19 protein-coding genes are annotated in these 15,354 nt (G+C 40.7%); 10 read left to right on the top strand and 9 right to left on the bottom strand.

Annotation, left to right across the window (positions count from 1 at the left end):
* Positions 1-8: 8 nt before the first annotated feature.
* Together pth and C727_RS0103825 are read right to left on the bottom strand one after the other, a co-directional pair.
* Positions 9-596, bottom strand: a complete 588-nt coding sequence (gene pth, locus C727_RS0103830; RefSeq protein WP_017444306.1) for an aminoacyl-tRNA hydrolase — start codon at positions 594-596, stop codon at positions 9-11.
* Positions 597-612: 16 nt separating this feature from the next.
* Positions 613-1,245, bottom strand: coding sequence for a 50S ribosomal protein L25/general stress protein Ctc (locus C727_RS0103825; RefSeq protein ID WP_017444305.1), 633 nt, complete (start codon positions 1,243-1,245; stop codon positions 613-615).
* Between the two features lie 216 nt (positions 1,246-1,461).
* On the opposite strand from C727_RS0103825, the gene C727_RS0103820 reads away from it, so the two are divergent.
* Positions 1,462-1,767 (top strand): STAS domain-containing protein, encoded by a 306-nt coding sequence (locus C727_RS0103820; protein WP_017444304.1) that lies wholly within the window; start codon positions 1,462-1,464, stop codon positions 1,765-1,767.
* A gap of 8 nt (positions 1,768-1,775) precedes the next feature.
* On the top strand, positions 1,776-3,425 hold the full coding sequence (locus tag C727_RS17910; RefSeq protein ID WP_017444303.1) for a SpoIIE family protein phosphatase: 1,650 nt from the start codon (positions 1,776-1,778) through the stop codon (positions 3,423-3,425).
* A 53-nt stretch (positions 3,426-3,478) separates the two neighbouring features.
* On the opposite strand, the gene galU is transcribed toward C727_RS17910, so the two are convergent.
* A complete protein-coding gene (gene galU, locus C727_RS0103810; protein ID WP_017444302.1) occupies positions 3,479-4,315 on the bottom strand; it encodes a UTP--glucose-1-phosphate uridylyltransferase GalU in 837 nt (278 codons plus the stop codon).
* A gap of 302 nt (positions 4,316-4,617) precedes the next feature.
* Here galU and C727_RS0103805 point away from each other — a divergent pair, with 302 nt between their 5' ends.
* From C727_RS0103805 to panC, 7 genes are all read left to right on the top strand, one after another.
* Positions 4,618-5,130, top strand: coding sequence for a cytochrome b (locus C727_RS0103805; protein WP_017444301.1), 513 nt, complete (start codon positions 4,618-4,620; stop codon positions 5,128-5,130).
* A 20-nt stretch (positions 5,131-5,150) separates the two neighbouring features.
* Positions 5,151-5,726 carry a YceI family protein gene (locus C727_RS0103800; protein WP_017444300.1) on the top strand — a complete coding sequence of 192 codons (576 nt, stop codon included), beginning with the start codon at positions 5,151-5,153 and terminating at the stop codon, positions 5,724-5,726.
* 272 nt (positions 5,727-5,998) lie between these two features.
* Positions 5,999-6,451 (top strand): RNA polymerase-binding protein DksA, encoded by a 453-nt coding sequence (gene dksA / locus C727_RS0103795; protein ID WP_017444299.1) that lies wholly within the window; start codon positions 5,999-6,001, stop codon positions 6,449-6,451.
* Between the two features lie 32 nt (positions 6,452-6,483).
* Positions 6,484-7,338 (top strand): tRNA glutamyl-Q(34) synthetase GluQRS, encoded by an 855-nt coding sequence (gluQRS, locus tag C727_RS0103790; protein ID WP_017444298.1) that lies wholly within the window; start codon positions 6,484-6,486, stop codon positions 7,336-7,338.
* An 84-nt stretch (positions 7,339-7,422) separates the two neighbouring features.
* Entirely contained in the window at positions 7,423-8,736 is a 1,314-nt protein-coding gene (gene pcnB / locus C727_RS0103785) for a polynucleotide adenylyltransferase PcnB (protein WP_081579175.1), read from the top strand.
* Between the two features lies 1 nt (position 8,737).
* A complete protein-coding gene (gene folK, locus C727_RS0103780) occupies positions 8,738-9,217 on the top strand; it encodes a 2-amino-4-hydroxy-6-hydroxymethyldihydropteridine diphosphokinase (RefSeq protein ID WP_017444296.1) in 480 nt (159 codons plus the stop codon).
* Positions 9,218-9,230: 13 nt separating this feature from the next.
* Positions 9,231-10,082, top strand: a complete 852-nt coding sequence (gene panC / locus C727_RS0103775; protein ID WP_017444295.1) for a pantoate--beta-alanine ligase — start codon at positions 9,231-9,233, stop codon at positions 10,080-10,082.
* Positions 10,083-10,119: 37 nt separating this feature from the next.
* Here panC and C727_RS0103770 read toward each other — a convergent pair whose 3' ends face one another.
* Entirely contained in the window at positions 10,120-11,361 is a 1,242-nt protein-coding gene (locus C727_RS0103770; RefSeq protein ID WP_017444294.1) for a glycosyltransferase, read from the bottom strand.
* Positions 11,362-11,426: 65 nt separating this feature from the next.
* Here C727_RS0103770 and tusA point away from each other — a divergent pair, with 65 nt between their 5' ends.
* Complete coding sequence (gene tusA, locus C727_RS0103765; RefSeq protein WP_017444293.1) at positions 11,427-11,672, top strand: sulfurtransferase TusA; 246 nt, start codon at positions 11,427-11,429, stop codon at positions 11,670-11,672.
* 1 nt (position 11,673) lies between these two features.
* Here the strand turns inward: tusA and C727_RS0103760 are convergent, their stop codons facing one another.
* The 5 genes from C727_RS0103760 to C727_RS0103740 form a co-directional block, all read right to left on the bottom strand.
* Positions 11,674-12,045 carry a DUF2750 domain-containing protein gene (locus C727_RS0103760; RefSeq protein ID WP_040459160.1) on the bottom strand — a complete coding sequence of 124 codons (372 nt, stop codon included), beginning with the start codon at positions 12,043-12,045 and terminating at the stop codon, positions 11,674-11,676.
* Positions 12,046-12,119: 74 nt separating this feature from the next.
* Complete coding sequence (locus tag C727_RS0103755) at positions 12,120-12,563, bottom strand: ClpXP protease specificity-enhancing factor (RefSeq protein WP_026052544.1); 444 nt, start codon at positions 12,561-12,563, stop codon at positions 12,120-12,122.
* Between the two features lie 26 nt (positions 12,564-12,589).
* Entirely contained in the window at positions 12,590-13,222 is a 633-nt protein-coding gene (gene sspA, locus C727_RS0103750) for a stringent starvation protein SspA (RefSeq protein ID WP_017444290.1), read from the bottom strand.
* 126 nt (positions 13,223-13,348) lie between these two features.
* On the bottom strand, positions 13,349-14,089 hold the full coding sequence (locus tag C727_RS0103745) for a cytochrome c1 (RefSeq protein ID WP_017444289.1): 741 nt from the start codon (positions 14,087-14,089) through the stop codon (positions 13,349-13,351).
* A complete protein-coding gene (locus C727_RS0103740; RefSeq protein ID WP_017444288.1) occupies positions 14,086-15,354 on the bottom strand; it encodes a cytochrome b in 1,269 nt (422 codons plus the stop codon). The genes C727_RS0103745 and C727_RS0103740 overlap by 4 nt, the downstream gene beginning before the upstream one ends.

The following is a 15,354-nucleotide window of genomic DNA, read 5'->3' as shown; positions in this document are numbered from 1 at the left end:
TGATTATCCTATGCTTTAAAACTATGAAGTCGGTTTGTGGCTTTCAATAAACCGTCTTTGATTAAAATTTCACTGCAGCGTACCGCTTCATCAATAGCCGCATCTATTAATGCCTGCTCTGACTGCGGTGCTTTACCCAAAACATAACCAGTCACTTGACTACTGTGTCCCGGATGACCAATGCCTATCCGCAACCGCAAAAATTCTTTATTATTGGCTAAGCGGGCAATCGTATCACGCAAGCCGTTATGTCCCCCATGGCCACCGCCTTTTTTATACTTAGCAACCCCAGGCGGCATATCTAACTCGTCGTGGGCAACCAATATGGATTGAGGTGGAATTTTATAAAAGTTTGCTAGCGCGGCAATCGCTTGACCGCTTTTATTCATAAAAGTAGTGGGGATTAATAAACGAACGTCTTGACCTGAAATTTGTGCGAGTCCGGTAAAACCGAAAAATTTATTATCGAACTTGAGTTGGGCTTGATGGTACTCTGCTAGTGAACGAACATACCATTCACCTGCATTGTGGCGGGTGTTGACATATTGTGAGCCTGGATTACCCAGGCCCACAATGAGTTGAACCTTGTCACTCATCAGTGATAATGCTCAATTACTCTTCTGAAGCTTCTTCTTCGCCGCCGTCTTCGTCTTCATCTTTGGCTGCTTTAGGTAAGTCGATAGACACAACAGCTACGTCATGCTCTTCACCTTTAGCCAATTCAACAGAAGACACACCTGCTGGCAATTTAACGTCAGATAAATGTAAAGTGCTACCTAAAGCAACACCAGAGACATCAACTTCAATGAATTCTGGTAAGTCTTTTGGTAAGCAGCTTATTTCAATTTCATTAATTAAGTGAGAAACAACACCACCTTCTGATTTAACCGCAGGTGCAGTATCTTCATTAATGAAGTGAACTGGAACAGTCGTGTGAATTTCTTCACCAGCAACAATACGCTGAAAATCAATATGAGTGACTTTGCGCTTAAACGGGTGACGCTGCATGTCTTTCACGATAACATCAACAGGCTTGCCATCAACCACTAAGTTAATGATTTGAGAGTAAAATTGCTCTTCTTCTTGCGCTTTGATAACTTTATTGTGATCTAATGATAAGGCAACAGCATCTTGACCTGCGCCATATAAAACTGCAGGAACTTTATCTGCGTGACGTAGGCGGCGGCTCGCACCTTTCCCTATTTCGCTACGCAGGCTAGCTAATAATTCGATTTTAGTAGACATGGTTATCTCCAATAAATTAAATATATGTTTTTGCTTCGCGACCAAAACAAAAACTCGACCCCCTTATTAAAGGGCGGCATATTCTATCACCCATTTAGATTTGCCTCAAAACAAAAAAAATATTTTTTCAAGTGGCAAAAAACTACCTAAATTAAAAAACATGTTACACTTGCAATAGTATACTGCATTAGTACCTTGCATTTTAGGGATAAGCCGATGACTTTAAAAAAAGAAATGTCTAATCTAAAAGACAAACTGGATATTCAAATTAGTGGAAAATTTGATTTTAATCTGGTCCAGGATTTTCGGGAAGCCTACCGAGATTTACCAACCTCAGTTAAAACCATTGAGATAGACTTGCATAATACCGACTACATAGATTCTTCTGCGTTGGGTATGCTGTTAAATCTGCAAAAAAACACCAAAAACCAAGTAGACAGTATTTTGATTACCCGAGCTCAACCTCAAATTAAAAAAATTCTGCAAATCGCGCGTTTTGATAAATTGTTTGACGTTGAATAAAACGCTAAATGCATATTCTGATTGTTGACGACCTAGCAATCAATCGCAATATTTTAGCGACTATGTTGCAATCTCAAGGCCATACAGTAGCTGAAGCTGAAAATGGTCTTGTGGCGATTGACAAAGCTCAGCAGAGCCTTTTTGATATCGTTTTATTAGACGTTATGATGCCGATAAAAAATGGCATAGAAACCGCACCAGAGCTTAAAAAAATCGCTGGTGATCGCTTTTTACCTATCATCTTTTTAACGTCGTTAGATGATCAACAATCCACTTTAGATTGTTTAGCAGCTGGTGGCGATGATTTTTTAAGTAAACCTTATGACATGGCGATTTTATCGGCCAAAATAAAAGTATTACAACGCACTATAGAGCTGTCTGAAAAAACCCGAAGTCAAAACCGGCAGTTATCACAATACCGCAAACAAGTTGAGCGCGATCACGCCATTGTAGAAAAAGTATTTGCCAATTTATATCAGCAAAACCGCTATTATCCAGATGTTGTAAATTTTACTTTGCAAGCCGCTTCGAGCTTTAACGGCGATTTAATCCTCGCAGATATCGCACCAAACGGTCATCAATATTTATTAATAGGTGATTTTACTGGGCATGGCTTAGCAGCAGCTATCGGTATTCTCCCGGTCGCCCAGTGCTTTTTTGATGCCACCAGCAAAGCCGAGTCTGTTGCAAAAATTGCAGCCACCCTAAACCGTCGCTTATTAGAGCTATTACCGAATGATCGCTTTTGTGCTGCGACCATCATAGAGTTAGCCGCAGGCTCTGGGAATTTAACTTTGTGGTCAGGCGGTATGCCAAACGCTATCATCTACCATACTCAGCAACAAAAAACGGATAAAATTGTTGCCCAGCACATGTCTTTAGGCATACTGCCCGAGCACTCGTTTGATGCAAGTGTACAAAATTTTGTCACCAACTCGGATCATACAATTACCTTCTATACCGATGGTTTAATTGAAAGAGCCCACTCCGAACAGCTCTTTTTTGCAGATGAACATCTCGCAAAAATTATCGTAGAGCAACCCACTATGGGACCACAAGACATTATTGAAAAAATGCAACATAACTTTCCAAACCAGATGTCTTGTGATGATATTTCTGTCCTGCAAATTAACCCTGCATTAATGAGCAATAAAAAAAAATATGGTGATACTGCAATTTCTGTCAATTTTACGATTGAAGTTTCTTTTAACGAAGCAGATATGCGCCAAACACATCCTATCGATTTTCTGCTTGAGCAAATATGTCGAACACCTGAACTGCAAAACGAGCGTTCTATTATCTATACAATACTCATTGAGACTTATAATAATGCGCTTGAGCACGGCATTCTAAAACTCAACTCAGAACTTAAAAATGAAGCTGATGGTTTGTTATATTATTATCAGCAAAGAGAACAAAGATTGGCGAACTTATCGTCTGCTTATGTCAATTATGTAATTCGCTATCAAGCTGACCAAAAGCAGCTTTTTATTACCGTAAAAGACTCTGGCACCGGTTTTGATTTGCCAAAAAACTTAGCCGATTTGAATAATCAAGATTGTTTTGGTTGGGGACTTAAATTGATCGAATCATTATGCGCTAGCTGCACTATCAATAAAGAGGATCATTCGCTTAACTTAATTTATCAGATACAGTGAACCAAAACAGTGCAAAACGCTTGGTATTGCACTGTTTCATTCGCCACTAATTTTTATTTTTCTTCATATATGTTTTCATAAACATAATTAGTTGCTTCAACAAACCCCTTCACGCTACCGCAGTCAAAGCGTCGTCCTTTAAATTTATAACCTATTACTTTACCTTCGCGTGCTTGAGCTAACAGAGCGTCAGTTAACTGGATTTCGCCATTTTTGCCTGGTGGTGTATTACGAATGATGTCAAAAATATCGGGTGTTAAAATATAACGACCAATGATGGCTAGATTAGAAGGTGCATCTTCGACTGCTGGCTTTTCAACCATATCAGAAACTTGATAACGTCCATCGCCCAAATCTTCGCCGGCAATGACCCCGTATTTAGAAATAGTTTCTTTTGGCACTTCCATTAGCGCAACCACAGAACAACCAGTTTCTGCGTGAATTTTTTCCATTTGCTTCATAACACCGTCACTGCCTGGTGTTTCTGGCAAACATAAATCATCAGCCAAAATGACACCGAATGCGTCATTCCCCATTAAGGTTTCACCACACAAGATAGCGTGACCTAAACCTTTCATCTCTGGCTGACGAGTGAAAGAAAAGATACCATTATCCATAACATAACGAACTGATTCTAAGAACTTTTCTTTGCTGGTGCCCGATATTTCGTTTTCTAATTCGTAAGAAATATCAAAGTGATCAGCAATTGCTCTCTTAGTACGTCCCGTTACAAAACCTATATATTGCATACCTGCTTCAAGCGCTTCTTCAACCCCATATTGGATTAAAGGCTTGTTAACGATTGGTAGCATCTCTTTCGCCTGAGCTTTAGTCGCGGGTAAAAAGCGCGTACCGTAACCAGCGGCGGGGAATAAACATTTTTTAACCATACTTGGTTTCCTTTTTTTACCGTTAGAAGCAGCCTTTATCGGCTGGTTTAAAATAATGCTCCGACCTCAGCCGAAACTCAAGACCCATGGAATAAATTTTTTATTAAATTTAGACTTATTACTAATTATGTCAATTTAACGATCAACCTGTAAAAAATCGAATACCACAAAATGACAAAGGCGAACTATGCAAAATAAGTTCCAGCTATAGTTTATGTCAATTTTGTAAAGGTACTTGACCTAACAATTAATTAACCGCTTAATTAAATCAAATAAATTTTTAAAAAAGGTACCTGTAATTTATGCAATACCCAAAACTAATAAAAATATGCCATTGGCTAGCCGCCTTTTTAATTATCGGGCTTTTTGCTGTGGGTTTTTGGATGGTCGATCTGAGCTATTACAGCGAATGGTACCATGAAGCCCCCGCACAACATAAAAACTTTGGGTTAGTATTATTCGTTGTTATGCTGGTACGTTTATTTGCCAAATTAATACTTAAATCCCCTCCCCCCATTGGCGCAAAGTGGGAACGAAGGACTGCAACAGCCACTCATATTTTATTATACCTATTGGTGTTTTTTATTATTTTTAGTGGTTATTTAATTTCTACTGCTAAAGGCCAAGGCATACAATGGTTTAATTTAATAGAGGTGCCAGCGTTATTAACAGAGATACCAGAGCAGGCTGATTTAGCTGGCGCTATGCATAAATACCTTGCGTACAGCCTGATCGCGTTAGTATTGGTGCATGCAATAGGCGCGCTTAAGCATCATTTTATTGACAAAGACGCTATCTTCAAACGCATTATTTAATCTAAGTATAGAGGTTTAAAATGAAATTTTTAACTCAAACAGCAATCGCTTTGTGTTTAGTGAGCGGCGCTGCTAATGCCGCAAACTACATTATCGACGACAACGATAAAGGCGCTCATGCAGCCGTTAATTTTAAGATTCAGCATTTAGGTTACAGTTGGCTAACTGGCCGCTTTAACGACTTTGAAGGCCATTTTAGTTATGAAGATGGCAAGCTTGCAGAGAGTTCGGTTAAAATAACCATAGATACAGCCAGTATTGACTCTAATCATGCAGAGCGCGATAAACACCTGCGCAGCGATGATTTTTTAGCTGTTAAAAATTATCCCAAAGCCACATTTATCAGCACTAAAATTGAACCGCTAGAAAATGAAAAGTTTAACATCCATGGCAAACTCACCTTACATGGTGTGACTAAAGATATTGTCATCAATGCAAAAAAAATCGGTGAAGGGAAAGATCCATGGGGGGGATACCGTGCAGGATTTAGTGGTACGACCGAGCTCAAGCTAAAAGACTTTTCTATCAACAAAGATTTAGGCCCTGCGTCGCAAACCGTTTATTTGCATCTACACGTTGAAGGGATCCGTCAATAAGTGATGTCCGTTTCCCCGATGCTCTTCAGCCCCTTATTTTTAGGGGCTTTATTGACACCGTCTTTGTCCAATTTCGATTCGCAAAATAAAAAAGTTCTGCCAAACTATTTGAATACCATAATTTGTCCCCATATTGACTGTTCACTTTACAGTTGAACTGTGAAATAAGTGATAATATTTCAGTTTTTAAACTTTTATTAATTGCGCTTATTAATGGTTTTTGATATAGATAGCCGCCTAGCAATAAGCTGGCGAAATTTAGGAGACATGAAATGCCCGCTGGCACAAAAAACAAAGCAACTGGCATTATAGCTCAGGCTGGATTACAGCCGTATCAGGCTTCAGCTGATGAAGAGTATATGAATGAAGCTCAATTAGAGCATTTCCGTAAAATTTTAAAAACCTGGCGCAGCCAGCTTCGGGCTGAAGTTGATAAAACGATGCACCATATGAAAGATGAAGCGGCTAACTTTCCAGATCCAGTTGATAGAGCCTCACAAGAAGAGGAGTTCAGTCTTGAGTTACGGACGCGAGACCGCGAGCGCAAACTCATCAAAAAGATCGAAAAAACCCTTCAGTTAATCGAAAATGAAGAGTTCGGTTATTGTGAAGAGTGTGGTGTTGAGATAGGTATCAGACGTTTAGAAGCTCGTCCCACTGCAGACTTATGTATTGATTGCAAAACCTTGTCCGAAATTAAAGAAAAACAAAACGCAGGTTTTTAAAGCTTGGCGCTCATCATTAGTGCTTAGTCAATATGCGTTATAGAGGCCGTTTTGCCCCATCTCCATCGGGGCCTTTACATTTCGGTTCAGTGGTGACTGCAATCGCCAGTTATTTGGATGCTAAATCTCAGCATGGTGATTGGCTAATTCGTATTGAAGATATAGATCCGCCTAGAGAAGTTGAAGGCGCCAGCGACATTATCCTAGAGCAGTTGGCTGCACTCTCGTTGCAATCCGATGAAGCTGTCACGTTTCAAAGTGATCGCTTAGCGAGTTATCAGCAACAAGTTGAGCTCTGGTTGCAAAATAGGCAAGCTTATTACTGCCAATGCCCTCGCAAACGCTTAAAATCGCTTAAGCATATTTATGATGGCTACTGCCGAGACAAACAACGCCCTCAACAGGGTGCAGCTGTACGTTTCAAAAATACCATACAAGAGACTCACTTTTTTGATCGAATTTATAACCAGGTCAATTTGGCAGCGGACGTAGCGGGACAAGATTTTATTATTCGCAGAAAAGATGGTCTTATTGCCTATCAAATCGCTGTGGTTATGGATGATATCGCACAACAAATTAGTCATATAGTGCGCGGCAGTGATTTACTTGAAACCACTCTATGGCAACGCAGTTTATATCAAGCATTAAACACACCTGTGCCTAACTACGCACACATCCCTGTTATTATCGACGCGAGTGGACGTAAACTAAGTAAACAAAACGGTGCACCAGGTATACGTCCACAAGATGCAAAACAGACCTGTTTTGCCGCTTTAAATGCGTTACAACTGGCCCCGCCTACCGCATTAAAAATAGAGTCACCGAGCCAACAGTTGGCTTGGGCACTGGAAAACTGGCAATTACCCACAGTCACCAATACGCGCTAATATACCCATTTGACATCTTTTGAGTTATTATAGCGCGAGTTTTGTTAGTTAAAGGAAACCAACATTATTCGCCAAGTCATAAAACTGTGTAAAAAGGCGCTGGGAAAATCCTCAGAGCGACCTCAGTTACGCATAATTCCCCGCTCCGAGCACAATATATCCCGTAAAAATCTGAGTAAAAATGCACTCAGAGTGCTCTATGGTCTAAAAGATGCTGGATACGAAGCATACTTAGTGGGCGGTGGTGTCCGTGACATTTTACTCGGCCTGGCACCGAAAGATTTTGATATAGTGACCAATGCCACGCCAGAAGAAATAAAAAAAACATTTCGTAACTGTCGTTTAATTGGCCGACGCTTTCGTTTAGCCCACATTGTATTTGGGCCTGAAATCATTGAAGTTGCAACTTTCCGGGGCCACCATAGCGAAGACTCAGCAGGTAAAAATCAATCGGACCATGGGCAGCTTCTTTCTGACAACGTATACGGCAGCATAGATGAAGATGCAGAACGCAGGGACTTTTCCGCGAATGCGCTTTATTACAACATTGCTGATTTTAGTATTTATGATTATTGGGGCGGTGTTGAAGCAATTGAGCAACGCAATCTCGATTTAATTGGCGATCCTGAAACACGCTACCGTGAAGATCCGGTAAGAATGTTACGTGCCGTCCGCTTTGCTGTAAAGCTGGAAATGCAGATCAGCGAACGCACCGCTAAACCAATTAAATCGTTAGCACCTTTATTACAAAATATCCCCAAAGCGCGCTTGTTTGAAGAGTGTCTAAAGCTGTTGTTGTCTGGCCAAGGCTTAGAAACATATAAGATGCTGATGTTTTATCAATTATTTCAGCAGATATTTCCTAACCTGCCAGAACTTGACAATGATAAAAGTGCCACAAGCCGGTTGTTTGAGCAAGCACTGAAAAACACTGATTTACGCTTAAAACAAGGGCTTAGAATCACCCCAGCCTTTATTTTTGCCGTTTTATTATGGTACCAATACCAAGAAGCTTTCGCCCATTATCAACAACAGGCTTTACCCGACCAGGATGCCGCCCATCTAGCAATTTCTGCTGTTCTAGATTCAGGTGCCTATAATGTGGTCATCCCTAAACGCTTTGCTACTACCATCCGAGAAATCTGGATTTTACAATTAAGATTACAATTTTCCCGAGGTAATAAGGCTTTAAAAACTTTAGAGCACCCGAGGTTTAGAGCGGCTTACGACTTTTTATTATTACGAGCCGAAGTAGAACCAGATTTAACCGAATTGGCGAATTGGTGGACGCAAGTACAAAAAGATAACCCAACAGTAAAACCCGCTCAAGCAGAGCAGCCTAAACGTCGACCTCGACGTAGACGCCGACCTGCTGGGAAAAACGTAAAAACAGAATAATATGGTTAAAGTATACCTTGGTCTTGGCAGTAACTTAGCTGAGCCATTAACGCAATTAAACACTGCAATAATGGCCCTGAGCAATTTAACAGGTGTCAGCGATTTGGTCGCTTCATCTTTTTATGCCAGTCAACCTCTGGGACCGCAAGATCAACCCGACTATGTCAATGCAGTGGTTGCCTTTAATTATCAGTTAAGCGCAATCGAACTACTCGATGCCACTCAGAAGATTGAGCACTCTCAAGGTCGGGTTAGAAAAAAAGAACGCTGGGGACCTCGCACCCTCGACATAGATATTCTACTCTTCGGCAATGAGATAATTAAAACGGATCGCTTGACAGTGCCGCATTATGGAATGAAAACTCGCGAGTTTGTGATTTACCCCTTATCTGAACTTGCCGCTGAACTCATTTTGCCATGTGGCACTAGACTTGGTGATCTCTGTAAGCAACTCCCGAAAAACGGTTTAACTAAACTCTGATAACAGGTGAATGATGTTAAAAATTAGCCAACCAAGTGAACTTCGCAGAGCAGTTCACGAGCTAAAAGTCGTGCAAAAAACTATCGCTTTTGTACCCACCATGGGCAACTTACATAAAGGCCACTTAAGATTAGTTGAAGCGGCAAAACAACGTGCGGATATAGTGATTGTAAGCATCTTTGTTAACCCCATGCAATTTGCCGCAGGCGAAGATCTTGATACTTACCCACATACCCCAGAAGCAGATGAAGCGGCCCTAAGGAGTTTAGCTGTAGATATTTTATTTACCCCGCAAGCCAATGATATTTATCCCAAGCCTCTTAGCGATCAGAGCTATATTGAAGTACCAGGCATCTCAACTCACTTTTGTGGTGCTTCGCGAGATGGGCATTTTAGGGGAGTTGCCACCATTGTTAATAAATTGTTTAACCTGGTGCAGCCAGACTATGCTATGTTTGGTAAAAAAGATTACCAACAATTACAAGTGATCCGAACTATGGTGGAAGATTTATGCATGCCCATAAAGATCATTGGTGTAGATACTGTCAGAGAAGCTTCCGGTTTAGCCATGAGTAGCCGCAATGGCTACCTCTCAGCAGATCAGAAAGAGCAAGCTTCATTATTGTACAAAGCACTCTGTCGGGGGGCAGATCAAGTTAAAGAAAAAAGCTGGACGTTAAGCACAGCTACTAGCTATATCAAAGATCAGCTAACCAGTGCGGGTTTCGATTGTGATTATATAGAATTTGCTAACCGAGACACTATGCAACCAGCCAATGAAGAAGATAAACATTTAGTCTTGTTAGCTGCCGCTTTTATGGGCTCTACCCGCTTAATAGACAATATTGAAATTGACCGAACATAACAAAAAATGGCCCCAAAGGGCCATCACTGCTTTACTTTCACAAAGACCTGTTTTTAGCTTCAATCCATTGTGCCATATATTGAGTACTTTTCATTGTATGGTGCATTAACATTGCACCGGTAAAGTTTTTCAGGCGATGATCGACTAGGTTTTGTTTAAGCTGTTGGAGTGTTTCAGTTAACCTTTGTTGGTGTTCCGCTTGGTCAAAATTCTCCACTAAATTCTTAAATTGGCTATTTTGCACTTGCCGCCATAGCACTTCATCTTGATATAGACGGACAGCTTTAGTGGCAAACTCAGATGCATCATTTGCAACTTGCTGAGAATATTCAATATAACCTTGCTGCAAGAGGCCTTCTGCGCCGATATCTGTCGTGACAAAAGGTGTATTCGTACAGCTAGCATCAAATAACTTGCCTTTTAAACCCGCCCCGAATCTTAGTGGTGCTAACATCAACCTAGCTTGGCGAATAACTTGATAAGCATCTTCGGCCCAACCTTTGATACGAAAACCTGTTTTTATACAATCCAGTTGAACAACTTTTTTGCTTGGGTAGGCTCCGTACACGTGTAACTCTGCCGAAGGGAGTTGCTTTCGGATTTTAGGCCAAATCTGCTGTTTTAAAAATAAGACTGAGTCCCAATTCGGAGCATGTCTAAAGTGCCCTATCGTCACAAAATGCTCGCGTACTTCGTAGCTGGGTTGCTGTTCTATTTGTGCAATCCGGTGTCGCGAACATACAAATGGCAAATAACAGCATTTTTCTGCTGGAACGGCAAACACGTCTTGCAAAATTTTAAGCTCGGCGGTTGAAATAACGAGCGCCAGATCTGAGCGCCAAATCGCCGCAATTTCACGTAGGCAGGTATCATTTAAATAATCTTTGGCTGCGACTGTACGACCAGCTTTATGCGCTTGGTGACGTGCCTGACGAAGACCATGTAAATCTTCTAGATCTAAAATACGGACGGCGTCTGGACAATATTTTTGCACCCGCCAACCATATTGCTCCTCTATCATAAAACGGTCAAACAGCACTATATCTGGCCTTAAGTCTGCGACAAAGTCATCAAAGCTGCTACAGTTTAATTGAATCGCTTGGCAATCGATGCCAAGTGCGGATAAATCTATACTATGAGCGCTAGGCGCTGCGCTAGACGCAAATGTGATCCGATACCCTTGCTGCTTAAAGTAACTCAGCAGAGTCATCATATACTGGCCAGCTGCCGTAGAATTAGGTTCGGGCCAAACAGTTCCAATAACAAGAAGTTGCTGCATAAAAAATTAAATTCAAGGCAAGCTTTTGCTAAACTAGCTGCCTGTTTAGATTAAGAGTTGAGTTTATGTCTATTTTTGATAATCCAGATCACCGCTTAGATGCTTGTGGCCTATTATGTCCTGAGCCAGTCATGATGGTGCGCAAAGCTGTTCGACAAATGCAAGACAACGAAACTTTGTTAATTTTGGCTGATGACCCATCGACAACGCGTGATATTCCAAGCTTTTGTCGTTTCATGGATCATAGTTTGTTAGCCAAACAAACAGACACTCGTCCCTTTCAATATTTAATTAAAAAAGGACTCGTTTAAATTACTTTTTAAGAGGTTGAGTTTTAATAATGTTGTGGACTTCTTTTTGCAACGTCTCAACTTCAATGATTAAATTTTCATTTTGATAATCTAACCAATTCAACCCCACCACTAAATCATCGGCCACGATACCAGCGAACCACTTGTCTTCAAATACCGCCCAGTCAACACGCAAAGGTTGAAACCCAGCAAAGTCTGGATTTGCCTGAATAAATGCTTGCGCTTTTTCTTCATTAGACCAAAACGGCATGGTTTTTTGCCCGTCTTCATTTGCTGGGGTTGGAATGCCAGCAGCATCCACTATGGTAAATAAACAAAAACTTTGTGCAACTTCATGGTAAAAACCATATTGAGCTTTCGTGTCCACAATCATATCCTAAAAATTAACAAAAGCTTGGCCTGTAGCAGTATTTTTAAATACTGCAAACGCCGCTCAGATAAACCCAATTATTTGATTACTTTAAGATGAGACACTTTATTATTTTTAGCCGTCTCTGATTTTTCTGTATCGCCTTGTTCTATATCAGAGCCACTGTCAACCTGTTGCAAAGAGATATTTTTATCCGCTGATGCTTCTGGGTAAGCTTCCGGCGCAAATGGCATACCTTCGCCATTTTCTTTAGCGTATAAAAATAAAATAGCCGCAACCGGAACAATTAAATGTCGAGGTGTACCACCAAAACGTGCATTAAACTCAACGTCTTGGTCGCCAATAACAAAATTGCCCGTAGCACTACTAGAAACATTTAAAACAATTTGGCCATCTTTAACGTATTCAAACGGAACCTGGACGCCCGGATAGTTGGCGTCCACCAACAAGTAAGGCGTACAGGCATTGTCTTCAATCCATTGATAAATCGCTCTCAATAAATAAGGCTTACAATTTGTCATCTGTAGATCATTGCCTGTCATAACACTTACTGTCCTCTCATTTCTCTTTCGTCATCGGTTAATGAAGCTTGGAAAGATTCTCGTTCAAAAACACGGCTCATATACTCTTTAACTTCTTTGCTGCCCTGTCCAATCAGCTCTATACCCAGTTTTGGTAAACGCCATAATAAAGGAGCTAAGACACAATCGACCAAGCTAAATTCTTCACTCATAAAGTAAGGCGTTTCTTGAAAAATTGGGGCAATCGCCAAAATGCTTTCGCGTAACTCTTTACGTGCTTGTATTGCTTGCTCTGAGGTACCATTTTCTATAGTAACAACATGTTTGTACCAATCATTTTCAATGCGATGCATCATCAAGCGACTTGTACCTCTCGCAACAGGATAAACCGGCATTAAAGGTGGATGAGGAAATCTTTCGTCTAAATATTCCATAATGATATTAGACTGATAAAGAACCAGCTCGCGATCTAATAACGTTGGAATGGTTCCATAGGGATTTAACTCGAACAATTCTTCAGGTTTATTGGTCGGATCAATAAATTTAATTTCAACACTGATCCCTTTTTCGGCCAAAACAATTCTGACCTGATGACTGTGTAATGACACTGAATCTGCGTACAATGTCATTACCGAACGTTTATTGGCAGCAACAGCCATGAATTTCCTCCAAAGATTACTATAAATGCCAATATCGATTTATTGGCCGATCCAAACTACAGACCATAATATACGACAAATGGGGGCATAAAGCCCCCCATTTAAAAAGCAAATTAGGTATTTGTTTTAATGTACTTCGCGCCAGTATTCTTTTTTCAGCAAGTAGATGAAAACAAAAAATACGGCCAAGAAGACTAACACCCAAGTACCAATTCGATGCGATTCTAACTTTGAAGGCTCACCAACATATGCTAGAAAGTTAACCAAGTCGCGAACCGCTTGATCATATTCTTCTGGGTTCAATGCACCAGGCTCTTTTTGAGTCAGCTTTATTCCAGAAAGTACCTTTTCGCCGTGCAAAGTTTCATATACCATCTCTGCTTCTTGAGTTCCTTGTAGGGGCTCAAGCACATGTGGCATACCCACGTCTTTAAACACAGCATTATTTACTTTAAATGTTTTATTTGGGTCAACATAAAAGGTTTTTAAATAAGTATATACCCAATCGTCTCCACGCACGCGTGAAACCAGAGTTAAATCCGGTGGCTGCTTACCAAACCACTTTGCCGAATCTTCTTTTTCCATTGCGTTAGTGATTTGCTCACCCACTTTTTGGTCGCTAAAAATCAAGTTGTCTTTAGCAATATCAACAGGAATGCCCAAATCTTCAGCTGTTCGCTGATAGCGCTGGTACTGCATTTGGTGACAGCCCAAACAATAGTTTACAAACAAAGCGGCACCTCGTTGCAGAGACGCTTTATCATGCAAATCGATATTGGCTTTTTCTAAAGGATAAGAAAAACCACCACCTGCGGCCACTGCTAGACTCGGTAACAAGGCGAAAAAAGTTATTATCAGTTTTTTCATTTCGAAATTCTCGCTGGTAAAGGTTTGGTTTTTTCGTTCTTACTGTATAACCATAAGAAAGCAAAGAAGCCGAAATACAGCAAGGTACAAATTTGCGACATCAAGGTAAAAGTTGGTGTTGCAGGTTTAAGACCTAACCATCCCAATAATACAAATACAACCACAAACATGGCCAAGTTTAGTTTATGGAAACCACAGCGATACTTAACCGAGCGTACTTTACAGCGGTCGATCCAAGGCAACAAGGCCAACATAACAATCGCACCAAACATAGCGATAACCCCTAACAACTTATCAGGTACCGCACGCAAGATCGCGTAGAAAGGTGTAAAATACCAAACAGGTGCAATATGCTCTGGTGTTTTTAACGGGTTTGCCGGCTCAAAGTTAGGTGGCTCAAGGAATAAACCGCCCATGGCTGGGTTAAAGAAAATTACATAAGCACAAGCTGCACAGAACAATGTAAATGCCACCAGATCTTTCAACACTATATGGGGGAAAAAAGGCACTACATCGTCAATGATGTCGTATTTTTCAGTATAATATTCGTGGATTTTATACTTAGTTTTTTCTTCTTCTTTTAACGATCCTTTAGGATGTTTGATGTTAATCCCTTGTGGGTTATTTGAGCCCACTTCATGCAGAGCAACAATGTGTAAAAATACCAACACCACAATCACTAAAGGTAACGCGATAACATGTAGGGCGAAAAAGCGGTTTAGAGTTGCGCCAGAAATAACATAGTCACCTCGGATCCATAAGGTTAAGTCATCACCGATAACAGGAATAGCACCGAACAATGAGATGATGACCTGAGCCCCCCAATATGACATTTGCCCCCAAGGTAATAAATACCCCATAAAAGCTTCAGCCATCAGGGCTAGGTAAATAAACATACCAAATAACCATAAAAGCTCACGAGGTTTCTGGTAAGAGCCATACATCATGCCACGGAACATATGTAGATAAACAACAACAAAAAAGGCTGACGCCCCTGTTGAGTGCATATAACGCAATACCCAACCATAGTCGACATCACGCATGATATATTCAACTGATGCAAATGCACCTTCGGCACTCGGAACATAGTTCATGGTTAACCAAATACCGGTTAAGATCTGGTTCACTAATACAACTGTTGCAATAAAACCAAACACATACCAAAAGTTCATATTTTTGGGTGCTGGATATTGCAGCGCATGCATATTTGCTACGCGCATCATAGGAATGCGGTATTCGATCCAATCAAGTAAGTTTTTCCACAT

The sequence above is a fragment of the Gayadomonas joobiniege G7 genome (assembly GCF_000300815.1).
Taxonomy (GTDB): Bacteria; Pseudomonadota; Gammaproteobacteria; order Enterobacterales; family Alteromonadaceae; genus Catenovulum; species Catenovulum joobiniege.
This window is presented reverse-complemented; position numbering and strand designations above follow the sequence as displayed.

Bases quoted from the DNA above. Each gene is read 5' to 3' on its own strand.
- pth (WP_017444306.1), bottom strand. From the start codon at position 596: ATGAGTGACAAGGTTCAACTCATTGTGGGCCTGGGTAATCCAGGCTCA.
- C727_RS0103825 (WP_017444305.1), bottom strand. From the start codon at position 1,245: ATGTCTACTAAAATCGAATTATTAGCTAGCCTGCGTAGCGAAATAGGG.
- C727_RS0103820 (WP_017444304.1), top strand. From the start codon at position 1,462: ATGACTTTAAAAAAAGAAATGTCTAATCTAAAAGACAAACTGGATATT.
- C727_RS17910 (WP_017444303.1), top strand. From the start codon at position 1,776: ATGCATATTCTGATTGTTGACGACCTAGCAATCAATCGCAATATTTTA.
- galU (WP_017444302.1), bottom strand. From the start codon at position 4,315: ATGGTTAAAAAATGTTTATTCCCCGCCGCTGGTTACGGTACGCGCTTT.
- C727_RS0103805 (WP_017444301.1), top strand. From the start codon at position 4,618: ATGCAATACCCAAAACTAATAAAAATATGCCATTGGCTAGCCGCCTTT.
- C727_RS0103800 (WP_017444300.1), top strand. From the start codon at position 5,151: ATGAAATTTTTAACTCAAACAGCAATCGCTTTGTGTTTAGTGAGCGGC.
- dksA (WP_017444299.1), top strand. From the start codon at position 5,999: ATGCCCGCTGGCACAAAAAACAAAGCAACTGGCATTATAGCTCAGGCT.
- gluQRS (WP_017444298.1), top strand. From the start codon at position 6,484: ATGCGTTATAGAGGCCGTTTTGCCCCATCTCCATCGGGGCCTTTACAT.
- folK (WP_017444296.1), top strand. From the start codon at position 8,738: ATGGTTAAAGTATACCTTGGTCTTGGCAGTAACTTAGCTGAGCCATTA.
- panC (WP_017444295.1), top strand. From the start codon at position 9,231: ATGTTAAAAATTAGCCAACCAAGTGAACTTCGCAGAGCAGTTCACGAG.
- C727_RS0103770 (WP_017444294.1), bottom strand. From the start codon at position 11,361: ATGCAGCAACTTCTTGTTATTGGAACTGTTTGGCCCGAACCTAATTCT.
- tusA (WP_017444293.1), top strand. From the start codon at position 11,427: ATGTCTATTTTTGATAATCCAGATCACCGCTTAGATGCTTGTGGCCTA.
- C727_RS0103760 (WP_040459160.1), bottom strand. From the start codon at position 12,045: ATGATTGTGGACACGAAAGCTCAATATGGTTTTTACCATGAAGTTGCA.
- C727_RS0103755 (WP_026052544.1), bottom strand. From the start codon at position 12,563: ATGACAAATTGTAAGCCTTATTTATTGAGAGCGATTTATCAATGGATT.
- sspA (WP_017444290.1), bottom strand. From the start codon at position 13,222: ATGGCTGTTGCTGCCAATAAACGTTCGGTAATGACATTGTACGCAGAT.
- C727_RS0103745 (WP_017444289.1), bottom strand. From the start codon at position 14,089: ATGAAAAAACTGATAATAACTTTTTTCGCCTTGTTACCGAGTCTAGCA.
- C727_RS0103740 (WP_017444288.1), bottom strand. From the start codon at position 15,354: ATGTGGAAAAACTTACTTGATTGGATCGAATACCGCATTCCTATGATG.